Origin of the sequence: Desulfotomaculum copahuensis (genome assembly GCF_001655685.1) — a bacterium.
In the GTDB taxonomy this organism is placed as follows: domain Bacteria; phylum Bacillota; class Desulfotomaculia; order Desulfotomaculales; family Desulfovirgulaceae; genus Desulfotomaculum_G; species Desulfotomaculum_G copahuensis.
Map to the genome: position 1 here is coordinate 35,247 of NZ_LYVF01000174.1, position 18,342 is coordinate 53,588.

Here is an 18,342-nt window from a genome sequence, read left to right on the forward strand (position 1 = left end):
GGTGACCTTTTCTATAACCCGTTCGGGAGTTCCAGATAGGTATAACTGGAGCATAACGTTATTACCCGTCTTCCTCCCGGCCGCCATCCCTGCTACCAGGAGACCACATACGTTAAAAGCCCGCTATGTTGCTTCTATCCGTTCTACATGATTTTGTTTATTTCATCACTGTGTGAGCCGCTGAAAAATATAAACCATTTGATTAAGCTGTCAATAATGATAGCCAGCGCCAAAAGGATGGTAACGGCGGAGATCACGGCCAGCAGCACGTTGTGCTGGGGTAAGTAGCTGCTTACAATGTTCAAATAGCCGGCGGAAATGGTGGTCACCGCCATGAACACCATCGGCACGGCGGTAATCCAGGCATATTTGGCTTTGCCCAGATGCAGCAAAAAGGTGGTGCCGACGGCCAGGGCGATGGCGCTGAGCAACTGGTTGGCCTGGCCGAAAAGCGGCCAGATGGTGGAGATGGTCCCGTTATAGACCAGATAACCCCAGGCAAAGGACATGAGCGCACTGGTCACCAGCGCCCCCGGCCACCAGTTGGTATTCTTCAGCGGCCGGTAAAACACGCCGCCTATTTCCTGGAGCAAATAACGCCCCACGCGGGTGCCGGCGTCAATGGTGGTGAGAATGAACAGCGCTTCAAACAGAATGGCAAAATGGTACAGGTAGCTCATCAGGTGCCCCAGTCCGGGAATGCGTCCGAAAATATGGGCCATGCCCACGGCCAGGGAAACCGCCCCGCCCGGACGGCCGGCCACATTTTCCCCCACCATCTGGGACAGCACCGGCAGATCCTTAACATGCATGCCCAGCTTGGCGAAGGCGGCGGGCATCACATTGATGGCGAAATAATCGGCGGGAGCCATGCTGGTGGCGGCAATCAGTGCAATCAGAGCGACAAAGCATTCCATCAGCATGCCGCCGTAACCAATGGGCAGGATGTCCTTCTCGCTGCTGATCATTTTGGGCGTGGTACCGCTGCTGACCAGGGAGTGAAAGCCGGAAATGGCGCCGCAGGCGATGGTGATGAACAGGTACGGCCAGACCTTGCCGGGAATAATCGGCCCGTGCCCGTGAATAAAATTGGTCACCGCCGGCATCTGCAGCACCGGATGAACTATAATCACACCCAGGGCGAGCAGAATCATGATGCCGATTTTCATATAAGTGCTCAAATAATCCCGCGGCGCCAGCAGCAGCCAGACGGGCAGCACGGCGGCCACAAAACCGTAAACGGCCATCAGAACGGTAATTTCGTGCCTGGAGAAGAGCAAGAAATGCGCCCACGAAGAATGCTGCACCGCCGGTCCGGCCAGCACGCCCAGAACGACCAGGACCACGCCGATCACGGTGGCTTCCGCTATCCGGCCGGGACGGAGCCACTTCATGTAAATGCCGATCAACAGGGCGATCGGGATGGTCACACCAACGGAAAAAGTACCCCACGAACTGTTGAACAGGGCGTTCACCACGGCCAGAGCCAGTCCGGCCATGGCCACAATCAGGATCAGCAAAACGGCAATGGAGGTAACCACGCCGGAAAAGTTGCCCAGCTCACGTTTGGCGATTTCGGCCAAAGAAAGCCCGTCGTACCTGACCGAGGCAAAAAGAATGACCATATCGTGCACCGCCCCGGCCAACACGCCGCCCAGCAGGATCCACAGGGTGCCCGGCAGGTAGCCGAACTGCGCCGCCAGCACCGGCCCGATCAGCGGCCCGGCGCCGGCAATAGCGGCAAAGTGGTGACCGAGCACAATCCACTTGTTGGTCGGAACATAATCCCGGTTGTCGTTATGTCTTACGGCCGGCGTTTCCCGGCTGGCGTCAATGGCCAGCACGCGGGCTGCAATAAAAGCGCCGTAAAAGCGGTAGGCCAGCACTAAAAAAAGCACGCCGCAAATGACCAGATAGATGGCGTTCAAAAAATACCCCCTCCTTCAAAAAACGGATCAACAGCTTGCCGGAAATCATCTCCGGATGGCCTATAACCGATACTTCCGCGATCACCTCCCCCATTGTCCCTTTGAATATATACCCGGAAAAGTAAAATAGAAACATTTATTGCCTGAAAGGTGCTTTGAGCGTCATAACAGGTGAAAAACCGCCCTTAAAATTAGATTCTGTTTTCGCCGGCCCGGAGGTACACCGGAACCGTCAAGAATAATAAGCATTCCTGTCCAACGGGAAGGCACCCGGAAAATCAGCGCAGCATATACATCAAAAACAAAACCAGAGACAGTCCGGAGAAAAAAATTATCGAAAGGGGAGGGTAAATATATGTGGCAAATAAATTAAATTCTGTCCGGTTATTAAAAAATAGCAGTGAAAAATCAAAAAGCAAAAGACCAACCGGCAAGATCAAATGTTTACAATCAGACAATCCTGCCAGTCTGGCCATCCCGCTGACTATTGTATGCTGGTACAGGCTGAGCAATGGTATAAACAAGAATATCCACACAGTCAAAAAAACTAATTCAAAATTCACATCGATTCCAAGTATTTTAATCTGACGGTATAATGAATAGTATTTATAAACAAAACGGCTGGCGGTTTCTTCTCCAAGAGAACCCATAACCGCAATGGAAATCAAAACAGTTATTAATCCTGCCCCAAACAAAGAAACAAATAATGGCCTCGTCCCATGTGTTTTATTTGAACCGGACATAACAAAATTGAGGCATACGGTTGCCAATGTAAGAAAATATGATGTTTGCATAATTACACCATAAACTATTCTATTTATGCCAAATTCCATAACAGGTTGCAAATTATTTAAATTAAAAAAGGAAATACTTCCTATAAAACCAAATATAACAAACACTATTATTATATATAACAATAAACTTGCAATTCTCCCCGCTACCTCGACTCCTTGAAACAGAATATATGAGATTGACAATAGCGTAGCCGCAATAATGACGGCTGTTGGTGTATGTGGCAGCATAAAATCATTGATCAAATCTGCAAAATCTCTCAAAGCAAAGGAATTAGTAATGGTATAAAAGATCACCACTAAAGTGACAATACATTTTCCGGCCCATTTGCCCAACAACGATTCACTACAGGTAAAAAAATCTTGACCCGGAAACCCCTTGATCAAGGCTGATAATATCAGTATGAACACAAAAGATACGCCTGCTGACAAAACAACCGCCAGCCAGACATCCCGGCCGCTAACTGTGGCCGTAAAAAAACCTCACAAGGATTGCATAATTGCGGCGTAAAACGCCAGTGCCGTTATTTCGCGGGCACCCAGTTTTTCATTTTCCACCGGCACACCCCCACACTGAAACACTATATAGATAAATTTCCCCGATTAATATTTCAACCGGGGAAATGTTTTATGTGGTGCCGGGGGGCGTTGGGATGGCCGGTCAGGACGGACGGACAACTTTTTCGATTCCTTTTAACCCTTTTTCCACCGCTTGTTCAATCCATTCCCGGGCCGGGTTGCCGCCGGCAGCTTCATCAATCAACCCGGACAAAAAACTTTGCAGGAACATGTTCAGCCGGTTGAAAGCTTCCCACCGTCCGTTTGCCGGCGGCGATACCGTGCCACTACATTCCAATCCGGCTTCGCCGTCACCGGCGCCGTGGACACACATGCTTCCGGCGGAGCAGATTTTTTCCCCGGCCGCGCCCCACAGATCCTCGCCCCGGGTGAATTCCAGCGTCCGCCGGGCTACGGCCCCCATCACCCGGGCCAGCGCTTCCACCCGGGGATCGGCGATCTGATACTCTCCTTCATGCCCGGTAAAGCCGGCGGGATGCAAGCGCCCCTGCTCCAACAGTTGGCCGTAGGCGGGCATGCCCCGCAATACCACCAGACGGTGGAAAAACAGGTGGGCGGTGGTGGTGGGGCAGTCCAGCAGATCCATACGCTGCAGAAAATACAGGTTTTCCTTGATCTCTTCCAGGGTGGCGCCGGGATCGAAGTTGATAAAGCCCAGGGATATATGAATACCCAGGTTGCGCAGGATCTTTAAAGCCCGTTCGTTTTGGGCCACCGTGGTCCCTTTGCGGAAGCGGTCCAGTGCGCTCCGGGCACCGCTTTCCACCCCCAGGAACACGTCCCGCAGGCCGGCCTCCACCAGGCGGGCAAAAACCTCCTCCTCCACATCGGAGGAACGGCACTCCAGGCCGAAAACAATGGGAAAATCCAATTCTTTGAGCAAGGCGGCCAGTTCCAGGATACGGCGCCGTCCCTTTTCGCCGGGACCGAAAAAGTTGGCATCGGCAAAGTAAAAGGAGGTGCTGCCCGTCTGCCGGTGCACCGCATTTATTTCCTTGATTATGTTCTCCGGGCTGCGTCCCCGCCAGGGCGCCTCCGGTCCGTAAAAGGGGTTCAGATAGCAAAAAGTGCAGCGGCCAAAGCAGCCCCGGCTGCCCAGGATGTAATGATGCATCTGCCGGCGGGCGATCAGATCCGCCGGCGGACGGAGGGGGAAGGGCAGCGCGTCCAGATCGACAATGGCCGGCCGCAGCGGGTTGCCCACCGCCTTATCGCCTTCGCGCCGGGCCAAACCTTCAATCCGCCGCCAGGCCGTCCGGTCCGGACCGGCCAATTGCCGGGCCAGTTCCACCAGGATGAACTCCGGCTCACCCCGGGCAATCGAATCTATAAAGGGATATTCCCTGAGCAAAGTCTCCCAGGCAAAAGTGGGGTAATGGCCGTACAGGTTCAAGTGGACGGCGGGCTTTTGTCTTTTCACGGCGGCCAGCAGGTCCAGTATTTCCGGCGTGCGCTCCCAAAGGAACTTCAAGTGCACCCCCAGCAGATCATAAGCGGCGCCGGACAGGAAGGCAGCCGTTTCCGCCATCGTCCACCCGGCCACATCAGCGTCCGCCACCTGCACCTCAAACCCCGCCTGCTGCAGGCAGGCGCCGGCGTAGCCGGTAACCAGGCAGGCCGACAGGGGGGCGTTGACCACCAGGTCGGTGGTGTGGGGAGTGGTCAAAAGAGGCGGGTTCAAAAGCAAAATACGCATATGCTCACCCCGGTAAAATATTAAACAAGGTTATGCCTTATATCCAATAACCACACGCATTATGCGTGCCTGATTTGTGCCAAAGCGGTAAATGACACCGGCAGGCCTTACTCCACCAGCACCAGCCCCACCCGGGCGCACGGCTGACCGGGTTCCCGGGCCACGGGCAACTCCAGGCCGTTGTTCCGGACGGTTTGAAAAACGTCGATGCCGCAGGCCTCCATGGCCGGGCGCGCTTCGGCGGGGCGCCGGCAGGGGCCGGTGAGAGTGCATTTTTCGCATAAACCGCATGGTCCCGCCCCCAGGCCGAATGCTTTGTAAAAACCGGCCTTGAAGGCAGCCTGTTCCAGCTGACCAACCAGGTAGCGCACCAGCCAGGACTGTTCCGCCAGCAGCAGCACCCCGTGCCGGTAGCAACGCAACACTGCTGCCGTCTCCTCCGGCCGGGGACTGTGGGGCGGGCAGCACAGGCTTTGACCGTAGCCCGGGCAGCCGTACTGGCACTTCCAGCGCACCCAGGGGGCTACCGCCACTGTGGCCGCTTCGATCACCCGGGCTTCAAACGCCCCCGCCTCCCGGGCCATCCGGCGGAGATCTTCCATTGTGGCAGCGGAATTGGCGATGTTGGATATGATAAATCACTCCTGTCAGTCCACGACTTGATTCAGCAACTGACTGGACACTGCACACCCGTAGCCGGGCAGACTGCCCCCGTTTCCTTTGGGAGTACCCTGCCGGTACATAGACGAAGCTTAAAGGTCGGCAAAGCCATGGAGAAAGTCCGCGTGCCCCCGCAACGAACGGGGGGGCAAAGGGATTATAAAAAACCGTCCCCATATCTGCATGAACATCCCCCGTTTACCGTGCCACCTTCCTCCCCGTCACCAGCCCGCTGCCCGCCGTCAGGGAAAGGTAGTCAATATCTTCAAAACCGGCGTCGCGCAGCCAGGCGGACATTTCTGCCACTGCATAGACCCGGCCGCATACCGTGCCTACCAGCATGTTCAGATCGAAAAGCGCCGCTTCCGGCGCCGGCACTTCGGCCAGCACGTAATCGTGGACAACCAGCCGGCCGCCGGGGCGCAGGGCGTTGTAAACCCGGGAGACCAGCCCGCGGTTGGTGCGATCGTCATATATGTGCACCACATTGGAGGCCAAAACCAGATCATAGGCACCCTCCCCCAGCCCGTCCCGGGTAAAGTCGCCCGGCCGCAAAGTTACCCTGCCGGTCAGACCGGCTGCCGCCACCAGTTCCCGGGTTATCTCCAGGGTGGGGGCGAGGTCGAAAATGGTAGCCTTGAGCTCCCGGTTTTGCTTTAACAGGGCAATGGTGAAAGAACCCGGCCCCCCGCCCAAATCCAGCATATTCCGGCAACCACCCGCTTCAATGATTCCGGCCAGGGCGCCGGCCTTCAGGGAAGCATTGTCCCGCATGGCCAGGATGTAGTCCCGCAGCCGCTGCTCGTACGGCTCCCGCTCCACCGCCGCAAAGCCCACCGCCCGGCCGGTGCGCACCGCTTCACCCAGTCGGGACCATCCTTCGGCCAGATTGGCGAAATGATGGACCGCATGGCCCAGGTAGCTTTCCTTGCCCCGGACCAGGAAATGAGCCGCCGCCGGGCTGTTGGCATAACGTGCACCCCGCTTGACGACCAGCCCCAGTCCGGCCAGGGCGTCGAGCAGTCTGGCGGTGGACGCGGGATCGGTGCCCAGAGCGGCGGCCGCTTCACCTGCCGTTAGTCCGGGCGGGACAGGGCAGGTATCCGGACAGCGGGGCGACGCATGACAGCCGGCATGCAAGCCATCCCCCCACAATGATGTTCCAACCCCGGTCCCGTATATGTGCCGGTTCCCAAGGTTTCTCAAAAGGGAATTTTTTGCCCCTTTATCTTCCAGTATGGCCCGTTCCCTCGTTCCATGCATATCACCAGCCGGCGCAGGCCGGGACCGGCCGTCAACTTCCCCCCGGCGCGCGCCGGCCTCCGTGTCCCCCTTCTGTAAAGATGCGGCAAGCGCCCCTTCCTCCCCGGATAAACCGGCCGGATAGCTATCCGTGCCGGCCAGCACGTCAAATAGACCCAGATCCGTGGCCGCGAACAAAACGTTGGCCGCCCAGTGGCCGCGGCAAATTTCCAGTATCCGTTCACCCTGTTCCGTCAACATGTCAATCAACCGGCCTGTTCCTGAAAGTAGGCCGCTGCCAGCTTGAGGGCGCAGTCGTCGCCGCAAAGGGTGCACAACTCGCCGGCCCCTTCTTTTTGCAGGTAACAGCGCACCTTGTCCGGATTCAAAGCCAGCCCGGCCTGGGCGGACAGATCACCGGCCGCCCGCGCCCGGGCCATTTGCCTGTCCCACTCCTGCGCCCCGGGCACTCCTTTGGCTATGTCCGCCGCGTGTGCGGCGATGCGGGCGGCAAAGACCCCCTCCCGCACGTCCTCTTCCGTAGGCAGGCCCAGGTGCTCGGCCGGCGTCACATAGCAGAGGAAGTCCGCCCCGGCGGCGCCGGCCAAAGCGCCACCCACCGCGGCGGTAATATGGTCGTAACCGGGAGCCACATCCGTGGCCAGTGTGCCGAGTACAAAATAAGGAGCCTGGCGGCAGAGCTGCTTTTGCAGTAGAATGGTCGTTTCCACGTGGTGCAGGGGCACATGCCCCGGGCCTTCCACCATCACCTGCACTCCGGCCTCGCGCGCCCGGGCCACCAGCTCCCCGGCCACCAGCAGGCCCTGCACCTGGGAACCATCCAGGGAATCGGCCGTACAGCCGGGACGGATGGCGTCGCCCAGGCTCAAGGTAACATCATACTCTTTTAGAATGGCCAGCACCCGGTCGAACTGTTCATAAAGGGGATTCTCCTGCCGGTTATGCAGCATCCAGCCGGTTAAAAACGCGCCGCCCCGGCTGACCACATCGGTCACCCGTCCGGTCTTCTGCAGCCGCTCCACCACTTCAAAATTCAACGCGCAGTGAATGGCCATAAAGTCAATGCCGGCGGCAGCCTGCTTTTCGATTGCCGCAAACATGTCCTCCGGCTCCATTTGCACTATACTGCCCCGCCGGTCGATGGCCTCGATACCTGCCTGATAAATGGGCACGCTGCCCATGGGCACAACGGACTTTTCCAGGCTCAGCCGGCGCATGCCGTCAATGTCCCCGCCGGTGCTCAAATCCATGATCGCGTCCGCCCCGGCCGCCACAGCCGTTTCAATCTTGCCGGCCTCCATCACCGGGTCGTCCCGGTCGCTGGAGGTGCCGATCAGGGCGTTCACCTTGGTGCGCAGACCGCGTCCGACGGCGCAGATCCTGATCCCGCGCCGCAGCCTGTTTTTCGGAATGACAATAGTGCCTTCGGCTATGCCGGCACGGATAAATTCCGGATCCACCCCTTCCGCGGCGGCGGCCTGTTTCATTTCCGGGGTGATCAGGCCCACTCTGGCTGATAATAACTGGGTCATGACAGTCTCATCTCCTTATGTTTTTCAGCAGACTTTTTTACCGCCGTTCCGGCGTAAGCAATCCGCTCATTCGCTTCGCCGGATACCCGTCGTTTGAAAGCGCTGTCAACGTCCAACTGCGCAACTGCTTCATGGTAAACTTTGCGCAATTATTTGATAATCCGGCCCTGGTTGAAGGTAAAGTCTCCGGTTATACCGGTTTCAGTCCGGATGGCTGAAAAGAATGGTTGATTACACCGGCCGTGCCTAGCAGACCCCCTGTTCACGCCCCAGGTAACGGCCCACCACCTGCATGGCGCAATATTTGCCGCACATGGCACAGGCCTCCCCCGAGTCCCGGCTGCGCTCCCGGCGCAGGGCGGCCGCCCGGGCCGGATCCAGGGCAAGTGCGATCTGTTTCTCCCAATCCAACGCCTTGCGCGCCCGGGACATTTCCAGATCCCATTGCCGTGCCCGGGGTTCGCGCGCCAGGTCGGCGGCGTGGGCGGCAATGCGCGCCGCCACCACTCCTTCCCGCACCTGTTCCGCACCGGGCAATCCCAGGTGCTCGGCGGCAGTGACATAGCACAGGAAATCGGCCCCCGCCCGGGCGCTCAAGGCCCCGCCAATGGCGGCGCTGATGTGGTCGTAGCCGGGGGCTACATCTGTAACCAGCGGACCGAAGACAAAATAGGGCGCCCCCTGGCAAAGCTCCTTTTCCAGCACCACTGTGGCCTGCAAATGCCCCAGGGGCACATGACCCGGTCCCTTGACCATCACCTGCACCCCCGCTTTGCGCGCCCGCGCCACCAATTCGCCCAGTACGACCATTTCCTGCACCTGTGCGGCGTCCAGCGAATCGGCCAGGCAGCCCGGGCGCCAGCCGTCGGCCAGACTCAGGGTGACGTCATGGCGACGGCAGATCTCCAGCAGGCGATCGAACTGCTCATACAGGGGATTCTCCCGCCGGTTGTAAAGCATCCATCCGATCAGGTGACTGCCGCCGTGACTGACCAGGTAATCGGTGCGCCCGTGCTTTTTGGCCGCCCGGATGGTCTGCATGGTGGTGGCGGCATGCACGGCCAGGAAATCCACCCCGTCGGCGGCCTGTTTTTCGATTACCTCGAACATTTCATCCACTTTCATTTTCACCGCCGCGCCGTACTTGCTGACAGCTTCGGTCAACGCCTGGTAAACGGGCAGGGTGCCCACCGGAACGGTGGCAGCCGCCAGCACGGCCCGCCGGGCGCCGTCCATATCCCCGCAGATGCTTAAATCCATCAGGGCATCGGTCCCGGCATCCAGCGCAGCCTGCACTTTGGCCAACTCTTCTTCGATGCCCGCTCCCTGTCCGGCCAGGCCGACGCTGGCGCTGACCTTCACCCGCAGTCCGGCGCCGATGCCCACCGGATCCAGGTTTTCCCGCCGCCGGTTGCGGGGGATGACAATGCTCCCCTGCACCACTCCCCGGCGCACCACTTCCGCGTCCACCCCTTCCTTTTCCGCCACCCGGCGCATCTCCGGCGTAATCTCACCCGCCAGGGCCCTGTCCAGTTGTGTGCACATGTTTAAAGCACCTCCATGTAGATAAAATAAAAAGTCCCCGGCCATAAATAAATTTATGGCCGGGGACTTTACCATCATCCCCGTAAACACCCGCCTTTACCCGCGAAGGCGGCAAGCACACCGGGCAGGCAGGTCTCCTGGCTGACGGATCATCGCCCTGTGCCCGGCCTTCCCGGGTACAGCACCCAGTGACCGGGACCGGCTCCCCGAATACAGTGGCGGGACCGCGCCGTTTGGGGAAATCAGATTTCCCGTACGGACTTCCCTATTCTCCCCTTCTTTAAGGGGCACCTGTCCGGCTATATGCGTTTCAAGCACTTCCTCCGGCCTTGCCGGTGAAGCGTTTGTTATAAACTATCATAGTCTTTAAATTCTGTCAATAGCAGGCCGGAAAAATATACTCATCCTCTGGACGAACAAAACAAAAAGTGGTAAGTTAATAAACAAGACTATTTTACCAGTACCTGCAACCTTTACCCCCATATTGCCAATACTTGCGGCCCACGCTGCACCAATCCGTCATTTTACCCGGACCGCCTGGTCCGGAGCAAAAAGAGCGCGCACCCGGAAAGCTGCCGCCAGTCTGCCCCGGCGGCGAAACACCCGGCCGGTAAAAAAGGAGTGAACACTGATGGCTTCTTTGCGAAATACCCTTTTTGCCGGCGGCGGCCTGGCCCTGGGCCTCCTTTCAGCCGCCGCGGTAACGGCGGTTGGCGCCGCCGGGGGCTGGACGGCGCCCGCTCTGATAGCCGGAGCGGCCGTTGGCACCATTCTGGCCACAGGTGCTTTTTACCTGTTCACCGCCCCCCTGCGCCGCGATCTGAACTGCATTATGAACGCCACCAACAGCTATATCAAAGGGGAGCTGATTACCGGCATCAAAACCGGCGGCCACGGCGAAGCAGCCTGGATCAAGACCAATCTGGCGGAAATGGAAGCCAGCATTTGTGCTTATCTGGACCATGTATCCCGCCATTCGGACGTGCTCATCTCCGCCGGCGGCCAGATTATCAGCGGCGTGGATCAAGTCAGCGCCGGCAGTCAAAACCAGGCGGTCAAAATTCAGGAATTGCTTCAGTCCACCCAGCAACTGGCTGCAAGCGCCGGCCATTCGTCCGGCCTGGCCGTTCAGGCCGAGCAACTGGCTGATCAAACCGAACAGGCGGCGGCGCTGGGCAGCCGGGTGCTCGATCAGGTGGCGGAGGGCATGGATTCCATGCTCCAGGCCATAACCGGACTGAATAAAAATACGGGGGAAATAAATGAGATCATGCGCGCTATCGCCAATATCGCCGATGAAACCAACCTGCTGGCCTTAAACGCGGCCGTGGAAGCCTCCCGGGCCGGCAACCGGGGGCTGGGTTTCGCCGTGGTCGCCGAGGAGGTGCGGCGGCTGGCCGGGAGGTCGGCCCGGGCGGCCGGAGAAATCAGTCAGTTGATTGCTTCAATCGAAAAAGAAAGCACCGGCACTATGCAGGCCGTCAAACAGGGCCTGGAAACCGGCCGGCAGGTGGAAACAGCCTTTAGTTCCATTGACGGGCATATCAGGGAAATGGTGACCTCTATCGGCTCCCTGGCCGCCGAACTGCACCATCAGTCTGAATCGGTGGACAGCATTCTCAGTTCGGTGGAAGGGCTGGCCGCCGCGGCCCAACAGGTTTCCGCCGCCGCCCAGGAAGCGGCTGCCGCCGTGCACCAGGTTTCCGCACTGGGAGAAACCTTCAACAAAATTTTGGGCATATTCCATTTTGCAGAAGGAGGAAAAAAATAGCATGTTTCCCCGCATGTACACGGTCTGCTTAATCATGGCCGCCATTGGCTCCGCCGTCATGGCCGCCTGCCTGTGGGGCGGCTACCATCCGGCGCGTCTGGCCGCCGGAATACTGCTCAATATGCTTATCCCGGCCGGCGGCCTGTGGTGGGCGGCCGGCAAGCCCCTGGCCGGGCTGAAGGAAGCGGCTGAAGCCAGCCGGTCCATCGCGCGGGGGGATCTGCGCCTGCGGGAATTCCGCTACCGGGACCGCGACGACGTGGCCCGTTTGCTGGCCAACCTGGGCAAGATGCTCAAGGGCTACAACAAGCATATTTCCCGGATTCACTTTAACATCCGGTCGCTGGAGGACGGCGCCGGGCAGATTGGTTCGGGTATGGAACAGGTCAGCGCGGGCAGCCGGGACCAGGCCGCCCGGTTGAACACCATCCTGGAACACATCCGGAAACTGGCCACCTCGGCAGCCCGGGTATCGGAGGAAGCGGCAAAGGCTTTTTCCGTGGCCGGCGAGGCCCGGCAGATCGCCGACCGGGGCACCCGGACGGTGGAAACCTTCGCCGCTGATATCACGGGTATGCGCCGCAGCATGGAGCGGTTGCGTGAAAAATCGGCGGCCATCGGCCAGTTTGTACAGTTGATTGAAGATATTGCCGGCCAAACCAACCTGCTGGCCTTGAACGCATCGATCGAGGCGGCCCGGTCCGGCGAACACGGCCGCGGCTTCGCCGTGGTGGCCGGTGAAATCCGCAAGCTGGCTGAAACTTCGGCCCAGTCCAGCCGGCAAATTACCGACCTGGTCTTTGCCATGGAAAAGGACACCGCCGGCGCCATGCAGGCGGTGGGTAGCGGCGCCGTGCTGACCCAACAGGCGCGGGAAGCCTTTCAAAGTATTTTGCAGATGACCGCCCGGTGTCTGGAGGTTATCCGCCAAATCCGGGAACGGGCGGAAGAACAGGCCGCCTTCACCGATCAGATGGTGGGCGGCAGCGAAGCCATCGTCGCCACCACCGGACAGGCGGCGGCCGGCGCCGGGGAAAGCGCCGCCCACGTCCGGGAACTGGCCCGGGTGGCGCAGCAGTTTAAAAACATTGAAAATGTTTATCAGTCCTGGGCGGGTTGAGCGGAAACATTCCGCACCGGTAAAATCTCCCGCCCGCATTGACGGCAGCGGTTTTTATCCAGGCCGGCGGCATCCACTGCATAGCCGGTGCGCCGGATTACCAGATAGCCGCACTGCGGGCATACAGTGTCGTCCCGCGCCAGTTCCGGAGCGTTGCCGATGTACACGTAGGCCAGCTTCTCCCGGGCAACCCGCCAGGCATTTTCCAGGGTTTCCAGCGGCGTGGGCGGCAGGTCGAACTTGTAACCAGGGAAATAACGGGAAAAATGCAGTGGTATTTCCGGGTTCAGTTCGGCCACCCAGTCCACCAGGCGGCGGGTGTCCTCCGGGTTGTCGTTCAAGCCGGGTACCAAAAGGGTGGTCAATTCCACATGACAGTAAGCCTGTGCTATCTCCACCGTGCGCAGCACCGGCTCCAGCCGGCCCGCGCAGGCGGAGCGGTAGTATTCTTCGGTAAAACCTTTGACGTCGATATTCATCGCGTCAATATATGGCAGCAGTTGTTTTAACGGTTCCTCATTGACATAGCCGTTGGTCACCAGCACATTTTTCAGTCCGGCGTCCCGCGCCAGGCGGGCGGTATCGTAAACAAACTCGTACCACATGAACGGCTCGGAATAGGTGTAGGCCAAACCGGTCACCGGCCGTCCCGGCGCTGCCCGGTCCGCTTCCCGTTCAGCGGCGGCCACCACCCCCGCCGGCTCAATATGTCTGGTGCGGGCATTGGCCTGGGAAATCTGCCAGTTCTGGCAGAAGCCGCAGCGCAGGTTGCATCCCACCGTGCCCAGGGACAAAATGAGCGACCCGGGGAAAAAATGATACAGGGGCTTCTTTTCAACCGGATCGATGGCCAGAGAAGACACTTCCCCGTAATTCGTGGTATAAAGAACGCCTTTTTCGTTGCGCCGCACCCGGCAAAAGCCGGTCCGCCCCTCACTGATCCGACACAGCTTGGGACACAGCCGGCATAAAGTTTTGTCCTCCGCCGCCTTTTCATAAAAAAACGCCTCGTGCACCGCCGCCACCCCCCTGACACTGCATTGTTAAAATTGACTACTTTGTCATGCTGCTCCCCGTTTGCCTGCAGTTAAACGGCAATAGCGTACAGGCAGACACGCCCGGGCAACAGGCCTGTGTTTATTCAACATTGGCGGAAACTGACGCCCTCTTCCTTCAAATGCCCCGAACCGCTGTATCACGCACTGGTTCCGCGCCTTTTTCAATGATACCTTTTCACCTCAAAACGCTGCAGTTCCACCGGTTCGCGCGGGCCGATGCCGGCCTTCTGCCGGGCGATGGCTACCTGCTGCGCCACGTCGTCAACGCCTTCCAGGTCGGGCAGCAGCAGGCCGGACCGGTGACCGGCGCGCACAATCACTCCATACTTTTTCGGATCCAGCTGTTCCGGACCGCTCACCGGTTCCGGCTCCTGCAAAACATCCACCGAAATTTCCAGCTCGGGCAACTCATCCTCCGTCACCGGATAGAAACGGGGGTCATGGATGGCGGCACTGACGGCGTTGGCGACCACCTCATCCACTACCCGCCGTTGCTGGGGGCTGATCGTGCCGATGCAGCCGCGCAGTTGACCGTGTTTATGCAATGAAACAAATGCCCCGGCCGGACGGGTGAACTCCGGCGGAATTTCCTCCTCCGGAATGGACAACCGGTTCCCGGTAAAGTAAGCGGTCAGCGATTTGCGGGCTACCTGGACCAGAAAGCTCCCGCCGGACAACCGCTGTTTTTCCAACCGGCCCTGCCCGGCGGACAGCCTGTCCAGCAATCGCCGGCGCGAATCCGTGGCGCCGGGATTGAACACGGCCACCATGTATCCCACCCCGAAAGGCCCTTCGTAGGAAAGCACTTCCCCCTGCACACTCAGGCCGTCCAGCGCGCCTAGGGCCATGATCAGCGAGCGCAGGCCGCATTCCCCGGCGCGTTCGGCCAAATCCGCATTGATGTCCAGGATTCCCGCCGCGTCCGCCCGGCCCACCAGATCCACCACCTGCCGGTCGAACTCCCGCCCCTGCGGCTCATAACCGGCCGGAGCGCCGGGAATCAGACGGTGGGAAAGATCGCCGCTGGCGATCAGCGCCACTTTCCGCCCCGCGCGGTCCACCGCCCGGGCCAGGGCCGTGCCGAAGGTATACAGGCGCGGCCGTGGCAGCAGGGACATGCCTATAGAAACCAGGGGCAGCCGCACCCCGGCTTCCCGCAGGAAATACAAAGGCACCATTACTCCGTGGTCGAGATCCAGATCCACCCCGTAACGTCCGGCCTTCTTGTCGTCCAGCAGCAGTGCGGTGATGCCCGCTTCCCCGGCCGCGCGCACAATCTCACCGGCCAAATGCAAATCATTTTCCAGATCGAACTTCACACCGGGCGCCCCAAATTGACCCAGATCACCTTTTAGCCGCGGGCTGCCGTTGACAGCCACGCCGTCCCGGAAGACCGGCCCGTGGGGCGAAATGACGACCAGCGTTTGGGCGCCGCTGTCCTTGAGCCGGCGCCCAAACTCCAGCATGGCCCGCCGGGAGTCCGCCACTTTATCCGCTTCACCCCGCCCCACCTCCGGCACCATGATCGGCGGGTGTGGACAGACGCCGCAAAACACCAGTGGCATAAAATCACTCCTTAATTTCTGAAAAGATATGCATATCCAGGTACACATCAAAGTTCCCGGCAATAGCATATACAACAGCAGCAGATAATACGCAATCTGTAATCCATCCACCAATACGCCGCCGTACAGGCGCCGGCAGGCGAATATCTTTTGACTGCCGGCGCAACTGACCACAAGATGAATGTTTCTTCACAGCTGGTAATTTTCCTTCTCAGGGCTGGTGCGTAGCATAAATATATGCTGTTTCGAAAAAGTTTGCATGCCGCGGGATAACGCGTCAGCAATCCGGGCGACTCAAATGCAAAAACCTCCGGCGGGTTGAACCGGAGGTTTTTACATTTAGATCAATTTGAACGTCCGCAGGCCCCAGTAAACAAAATAACCGCCCAGGCCAAGCAAAAAAACGCCGCAGACCACAAGCATCCCCCGGTAGGGGCGATCACTCAAAAACCGGCGTCCGCCGGCCACCGCCGCCGCCACCAGGCAGTACCAGGCCAGGTCGGACAGAATGTGACCGCTGAAAAAGCTGACCAGGCCGATCGTCCCCTGGCGCAGGGAAAGAGTGATATAGCCCAGCCCGACGGTAGCCCACCACAGGCTCCAGTAAGGGTTGGACATGCTGAGCAGCAGGCCGGACAGCACCGGGTGCAGGCCATGCCGCCGGACACTGGCCGGTCCGGGAACACCAGTCGCCATGACCGCTGCAACACCACCGCCCCCGTATACCCCGGCCGGGACAGCTTCCGTATCTGCTGCCATACCGCCGGTAGACGCACCATCCGGTCCGGTCCCCCCGGGTGGAACGGCGGCCCCGCTCGTTGCCATACCGCTGACAGGGGGCCTACCGCTCCCGTACAACCTGGCGGCCGGAACAACTTCCGCCTCTGTTGCCGTGCCGCCGGCAGGCGGTCCGCCATCCCGTGCAGCGGCCACCGGAACGGTCCCGGTACCGCCGGCCAAATTACCGGATAATGGTTCATCCACCTCTTCCGGCAATGTCATTGACCGCCCACCGGACATATTTTCCGCCAGGCTGACCCGGCCGGCAAGGGCGTCCCGGGCCATCCCCCAGCCCATGTAGAGCAGAAACAAACCGCCCACCACGGCAATGACCGGCGCTACCGCCGGCGCGGTAAGCAGCGCCGCCAGACCAAGAGCCAGGGCGACCACTAGGGCGCCTTCCAAAATGCCGTGTCCCAGGACGAGCAACGGGCCGGCTATAAACCCCCGCCGGGCGCTTTCCGTAATGGCCGCCGTCAACAAAGGCCCCGGCATCATGGCCCCGGAAAACCCGACCACAAAGGCTGTCGAAAAAATAACCGCCAGTTCCAAGCCAATCCCCCCGGGGCAATAATTATTCAGCCATTCAGCCAACTTTTAGTACATTGTATCACCGAAAATTGGATCACTCAAGCACAAAGCATGGCAACCCGGCCGGACAAAAAAGCCACCGTCAGGTGGCTGTAACAGTGTTCCCCTTGTACCATCCGGCGAGCTCAGGCCAGGTTTTCCTCCCGCAATTTGATCACTTCACCCTGATTCGACTTGTCGGTAATCTGCCCGGAGCGGCAGTGGCCGAGAATAACCGCTCCTTCGTTGACCACCAGCGCCCGGGCGTTAATATTTCCTTCCAGCCTCCCCGAGGCCGCCATTTCCACCCGCCCGGTGGACATGACATCCCCTTTTAAACGGCCGGCCAGTAAAATGTTCCCCGCTTCGATATTTCCTGTTACCATGGCCTCCGGACCGAGAATAACATCACCCTCACTGATCACATCACCGGTGAATGTTCCGTCCAGGCGCAAAGTGCCCTGCGCCTTGATGGTGCCATCAATGCGGGTGTCCTTCCCCAGCCAGGTATCAATGTGCGTGCTCACTTTGGGCGCCGTTTTTTTGCCAATCACAAATATAACCCCTCTCTTTTTGAAGTTTATAATAACCGTACCATTAATTTGCCGCCTGCCGGTCCGTTGTCCGGTGCGGGTAACCGGAATATATGTATTTGGGTTTCCCGGTTCCGGCACCTTTTGGATGTCATTGCAACCAGCGCATGGGATCCACAAACTGCCCGTCCTTTTCCATGCCGAAGTGCACATGCGGACCGGTGCTCAACCCGGTGCTGCCCACCCGGCTGATCACCTGCCCCCGCTCCACCTGCTGGCCCGTTTTCACCAGCAGGGCGGAATTATGGCCGTAGTAGGTGCGGAAACCATTCCCGTGATCTATGATCACCAGATTGCCGTAGCCGGCGGACCATCCGGCAAAAGCCACCCGCCCGCTGCCGGCCGCGGTTACCGGCGTGCCTTCGGGCGCACTGATATCCAGGCCGTCATGAAACTCCTGCCTGCCCCCGAACGGGAAGGGGCGCCAGCCGAAACCGGAGGTCACGGTCCCACTGACCGGCCAGGCGGAAGGAATAGAAGCCATATAGGCCAGATGATCCCGCAACTGGCCTTCCAACGATTGCAACTCACCAACCCGCCGGCTTAAATCCGCGTTCATCTGCGCGGCCCGCTCCACCAGCCCGCCCCGGGACGGCAGTTGCCCCCCGCCCGGCGTTCCCCCGCTCCCCGTTCCACCGGGTAAACCGGCCATGCCGCGCACTTTCTTTTCCAGTTCATTGATCTGGCCGAGCTTGTCCCTGACCTGGGCCAGTTCTTTCTGGGACTGGTTTATTTCCGCCTGCAGGTCGTTGACCCGGGAAGCCTGTTTTACATTTTCCGCTTTTACGTAATTAAGTTTGGCCACTTCCCTTTTGGCCTGGTAATAGCCCAAAGCAAAACCGGCGCCGACCACAAGCCCCAACAACAATACTCCCAGTACAAATATCAGCC

General features: G+C 59.2%; 13 protein-coding genes, 1 pseudogene and 1 riboswitch. Of the genes and pseudogenes, 2 read left to right on the forward strand and 12 right to left on the reverse strand.

What is annotated here, in order from left to right; all coding sequences use genetic code 11:
* Positions 1 to 143 precede the first annotated feature (143 nt).
* The 7 genes and pseudogenes from A6M21_RS12955 to thiC all read right to left on the reverse strand — a co-directional run bounded on the left by A6M21_RS12955 (position 144) and on the right by thiC (position 9,994).
* Complete coding sequence (locus tag A6M21_RS12955) at positions 144 to 1,928, reverse strand: carbon starvation CstA family protein (protein ID WP_066669462.1); 1,785 nt, start codon at positions 1,926 to 1,928, stop codon at positions 144 to 146.
* 278 nt (positions 1,929 to 2,206) lie between these two features.
* A pseudogene (locus A6M21_RS18010) lies at positions 2,207 to 3,172 on the reverse strand (GerAB/ArcD/ProY family transporter); the annotation flags it as partial.
* A gap of 208 nt (positions 3,173 to 3,380) precedes the next feature.
* Entirely contained in the window at positions 3,381 to 4,994 is a 1,614-nt protein-coding gene (locus A6M21_RS12965) for a B12-binding domain-containing radical SAM protein (RefSeq protein ID WP_066669466.1), read from the reverse strand.
* Between the two features lie 107 nt (positions 4,995 to 5,101).
* Entirely contained in the window at positions 5,102 to 5,578 is a 477-nt protein-coding gene (locus A6M21_RS12970; protein ID WP_161486068.1) for a DUF2284 domain-containing protein, read from the reverse strand.
* A gap of 274 nt (positions 5,579 to 5,852) precedes the next feature.
* On the reverse strand, positions 5,853 to 7,157 hold the full coding sequence (locus A6M21_RS12975; RefSeq protein WP_066669469.1) for a methyltransferase: 1,305 nt from the start codon (positions 7,155 to 7,157) through the stop codon (positions 5,853 to 5,855).
* Positions 7,158 to 7,162: 5 nt separating this feature from the next.
* Entirely contained in the window at positions 7,163 to 8,449 is a 1,287-nt protein-coding gene (gene bzaB, locus A6M21_RS12980) for a B12 lower ligand biosynthesis ThiC-like protein BzaB (RefSeq protein ID WP_066669470.1), read from the reverse strand.
* Positions 8,450 to 8,695: 246 nt separating this feature from the next.
* Positions 8,696 to 9,994, reverse strand: a complete 1,299-nt coding sequence (gene thiC, locus A6M21_RS12990) for a phosphomethylpyrimidine synthase ThiC (protein ID WP_066669537.1) — start codon at positions 9,992 to 9,994, stop codon at positions 8,696 to 8,698.
* Positions 9,995 to 10,104: 110 nt separating this feature from the next.
* A riboswitch (cobalamin riboswitch) is annotated at positions 10,105 to 10,304 on the reverse strand.
* Between the two features lie 321 nt (positions 10,305 to 10,625).
* Here thiC and A6M21_RS12995 point away from each other — a divergent pair.
* Together A6M21_RS12995 and A6M21_RS13000 are read left to right on the forward strand one after the other, a co-directional pair.
* Positions 10,626 to 11,765, forward strand: a complete 1,140-nt coding sequence (locus A6M21_RS12995) for a methyl-accepting chemotaxis protein (RefSeq protein WP_066669473.1) — start codon at positions 10,626 to 10,628, stop codon at positions 11,763 to 11,765.
* Between the two features lies 1 nt (position 11,766).
* A complete protein-coding gene (locus A6M21_RS13000) occupies positions 11,767 to 12,885 on the forward strand; it encodes a methyl-accepting chemotaxis protein (protein WP_066669475.1) in 1,119 nt (372 codons plus the stop codon).
* Here the strand turns inward: A6M21_RS13000 and amrS are convergent.
* The 5 genes from amrS to A6M21_RS13030 all read right to left on the reverse strand — a co-directional run bounded on the left by amrS (position 12,867) and on the right by A6M21_RS13030 (position 18,304).
* Complete coding sequence (amrS, locus tag A6M21_RS13005; RefSeq protein ID WP_066669539.1) at positions 12,867 to 13,901, reverse strand: AmmeMemoRadiSam system radical SAM enzyme; 1,035 nt, start codon at positions 13,899 to 13,901, stop codon at positions 12,867 to 12,869. The two genes, A6M21_RS13000 and amrS, sit on opposite strands and share 19 nt — an antisense overlap.
* Before the next feature lie 203 nt (positions 13,902 to 14,104).
* Positions 14,105 to 15,508 (reverse strand): AmmeMemoRadiSam system protein A, encoded by a 1,404-nt coding sequence (gene amrA / locus A6M21_RS13010; RefSeq protein WP_066669541.1) that lies wholly within the window; start codon positions 15,506 to 15,508, stop codon positions 14,105 to 14,107.
* Between the two features lie 339 nt (positions 15,509 to 15,847).
* Positions 15,848 to 16,840 carry a LysE family transporter gene (locus tag A6M21_RS18015; RefSeq protein WP_078060659.1) on the reverse strand — a complete coding sequence of 331 codons (993 nt, stop codon included), beginning with the start codon at positions 16,838 to 16,840 and terminating at the stop codon, positions 15,848 to 15,850.
* 164 nt (positions 16,841 to 17,004) lie between these two features.
* Positions 17,005 to 17,412, reverse strand: a complete 408-nt coding sequence (locus A6M21_RS13025) for a bactofilin family protein (protein WP_066669544.1) — start codon at positions 17,410 to 17,412, stop codon at positions 17,005 to 17,007.
* A gap of 130 nt (positions 17,413 to 17,542) precedes the next feature.
* Positions 17,543 to 18,304, reverse strand: a complete 762-nt coding sequence (locus A6M21_RS13030; RefSeq protein WP_242868853.1) for a peptidoglycan DD-metalloendopeptidase family protein — start codon at positions 18,302 to 18,304, stop codon at positions 17,543 to 17,545.
* Positions 18,305 to 18,342: the final 38 nt, after the last annotated feature.

What these genes read in the sequence shown, in the direction of transcription:
- A6M21_RS12995 (WP_066669473.1), top strand. Translation starts at nt 10,626, where the DNA reads ATGGCTTCTTTGCGAAATACCCTTTTTGCCGGCGGCGGCCTGGCCCTG.
- A6M21_RS13000 (WP_066669475.1), top strand. Translation starts at nt 11,767, where the DNA reads ATGTTTCCCCGCATGTACACGGTCTGCTTAATCATGGCCGCCATTGGC.
- bzaB (WP_066669470.1), bottom strand. Translation starts at nt 8,449, where the DNA reads ATGACCCAGTTATTATCAGCCAGAGTGGGCCTGATCACCCCGGAAATG.
- A6M21_RS12970 (WP_161486068.1), bottom strand. Translation starts at nt 5,578, where the DNA reads ATGGCCCGGGAGGCGGGGGCGTTTGAAGCCCGGGTGATCGAAGCGGCC.
- amrA (WP_066669541.1), bottom strand. Translation starts at nt 15,508, where the DNA reads ATGCCACTGGTGTTTTGCGGCGTCTGTCCACACCCGCCGATCATGGTG.
- A6M21_RS12965 (WP_066669466.1), bottom strand. Translation starts at nt 4,994, where the DNA reads ATGCGTATTTTGCTTTTGAACCCGCCTCTTTTGACCACTCCCCACACC.
- thiC (WP_066669537.1), bottom strand. Translation starts at nt 9,994, where the DNA reads ATGTGCACACAACTGGACAGGGCCCTGGCGGGTGAGATTACGCCGGAG.
- A6M21_RS12975 (WP_066669469.1), bottom strand. Translation starts at nt 7,157, where the DNA reads ATGTTGACGGAACAGGGTGAACGGATACTGGAAATTTGCCGCGGCCAC.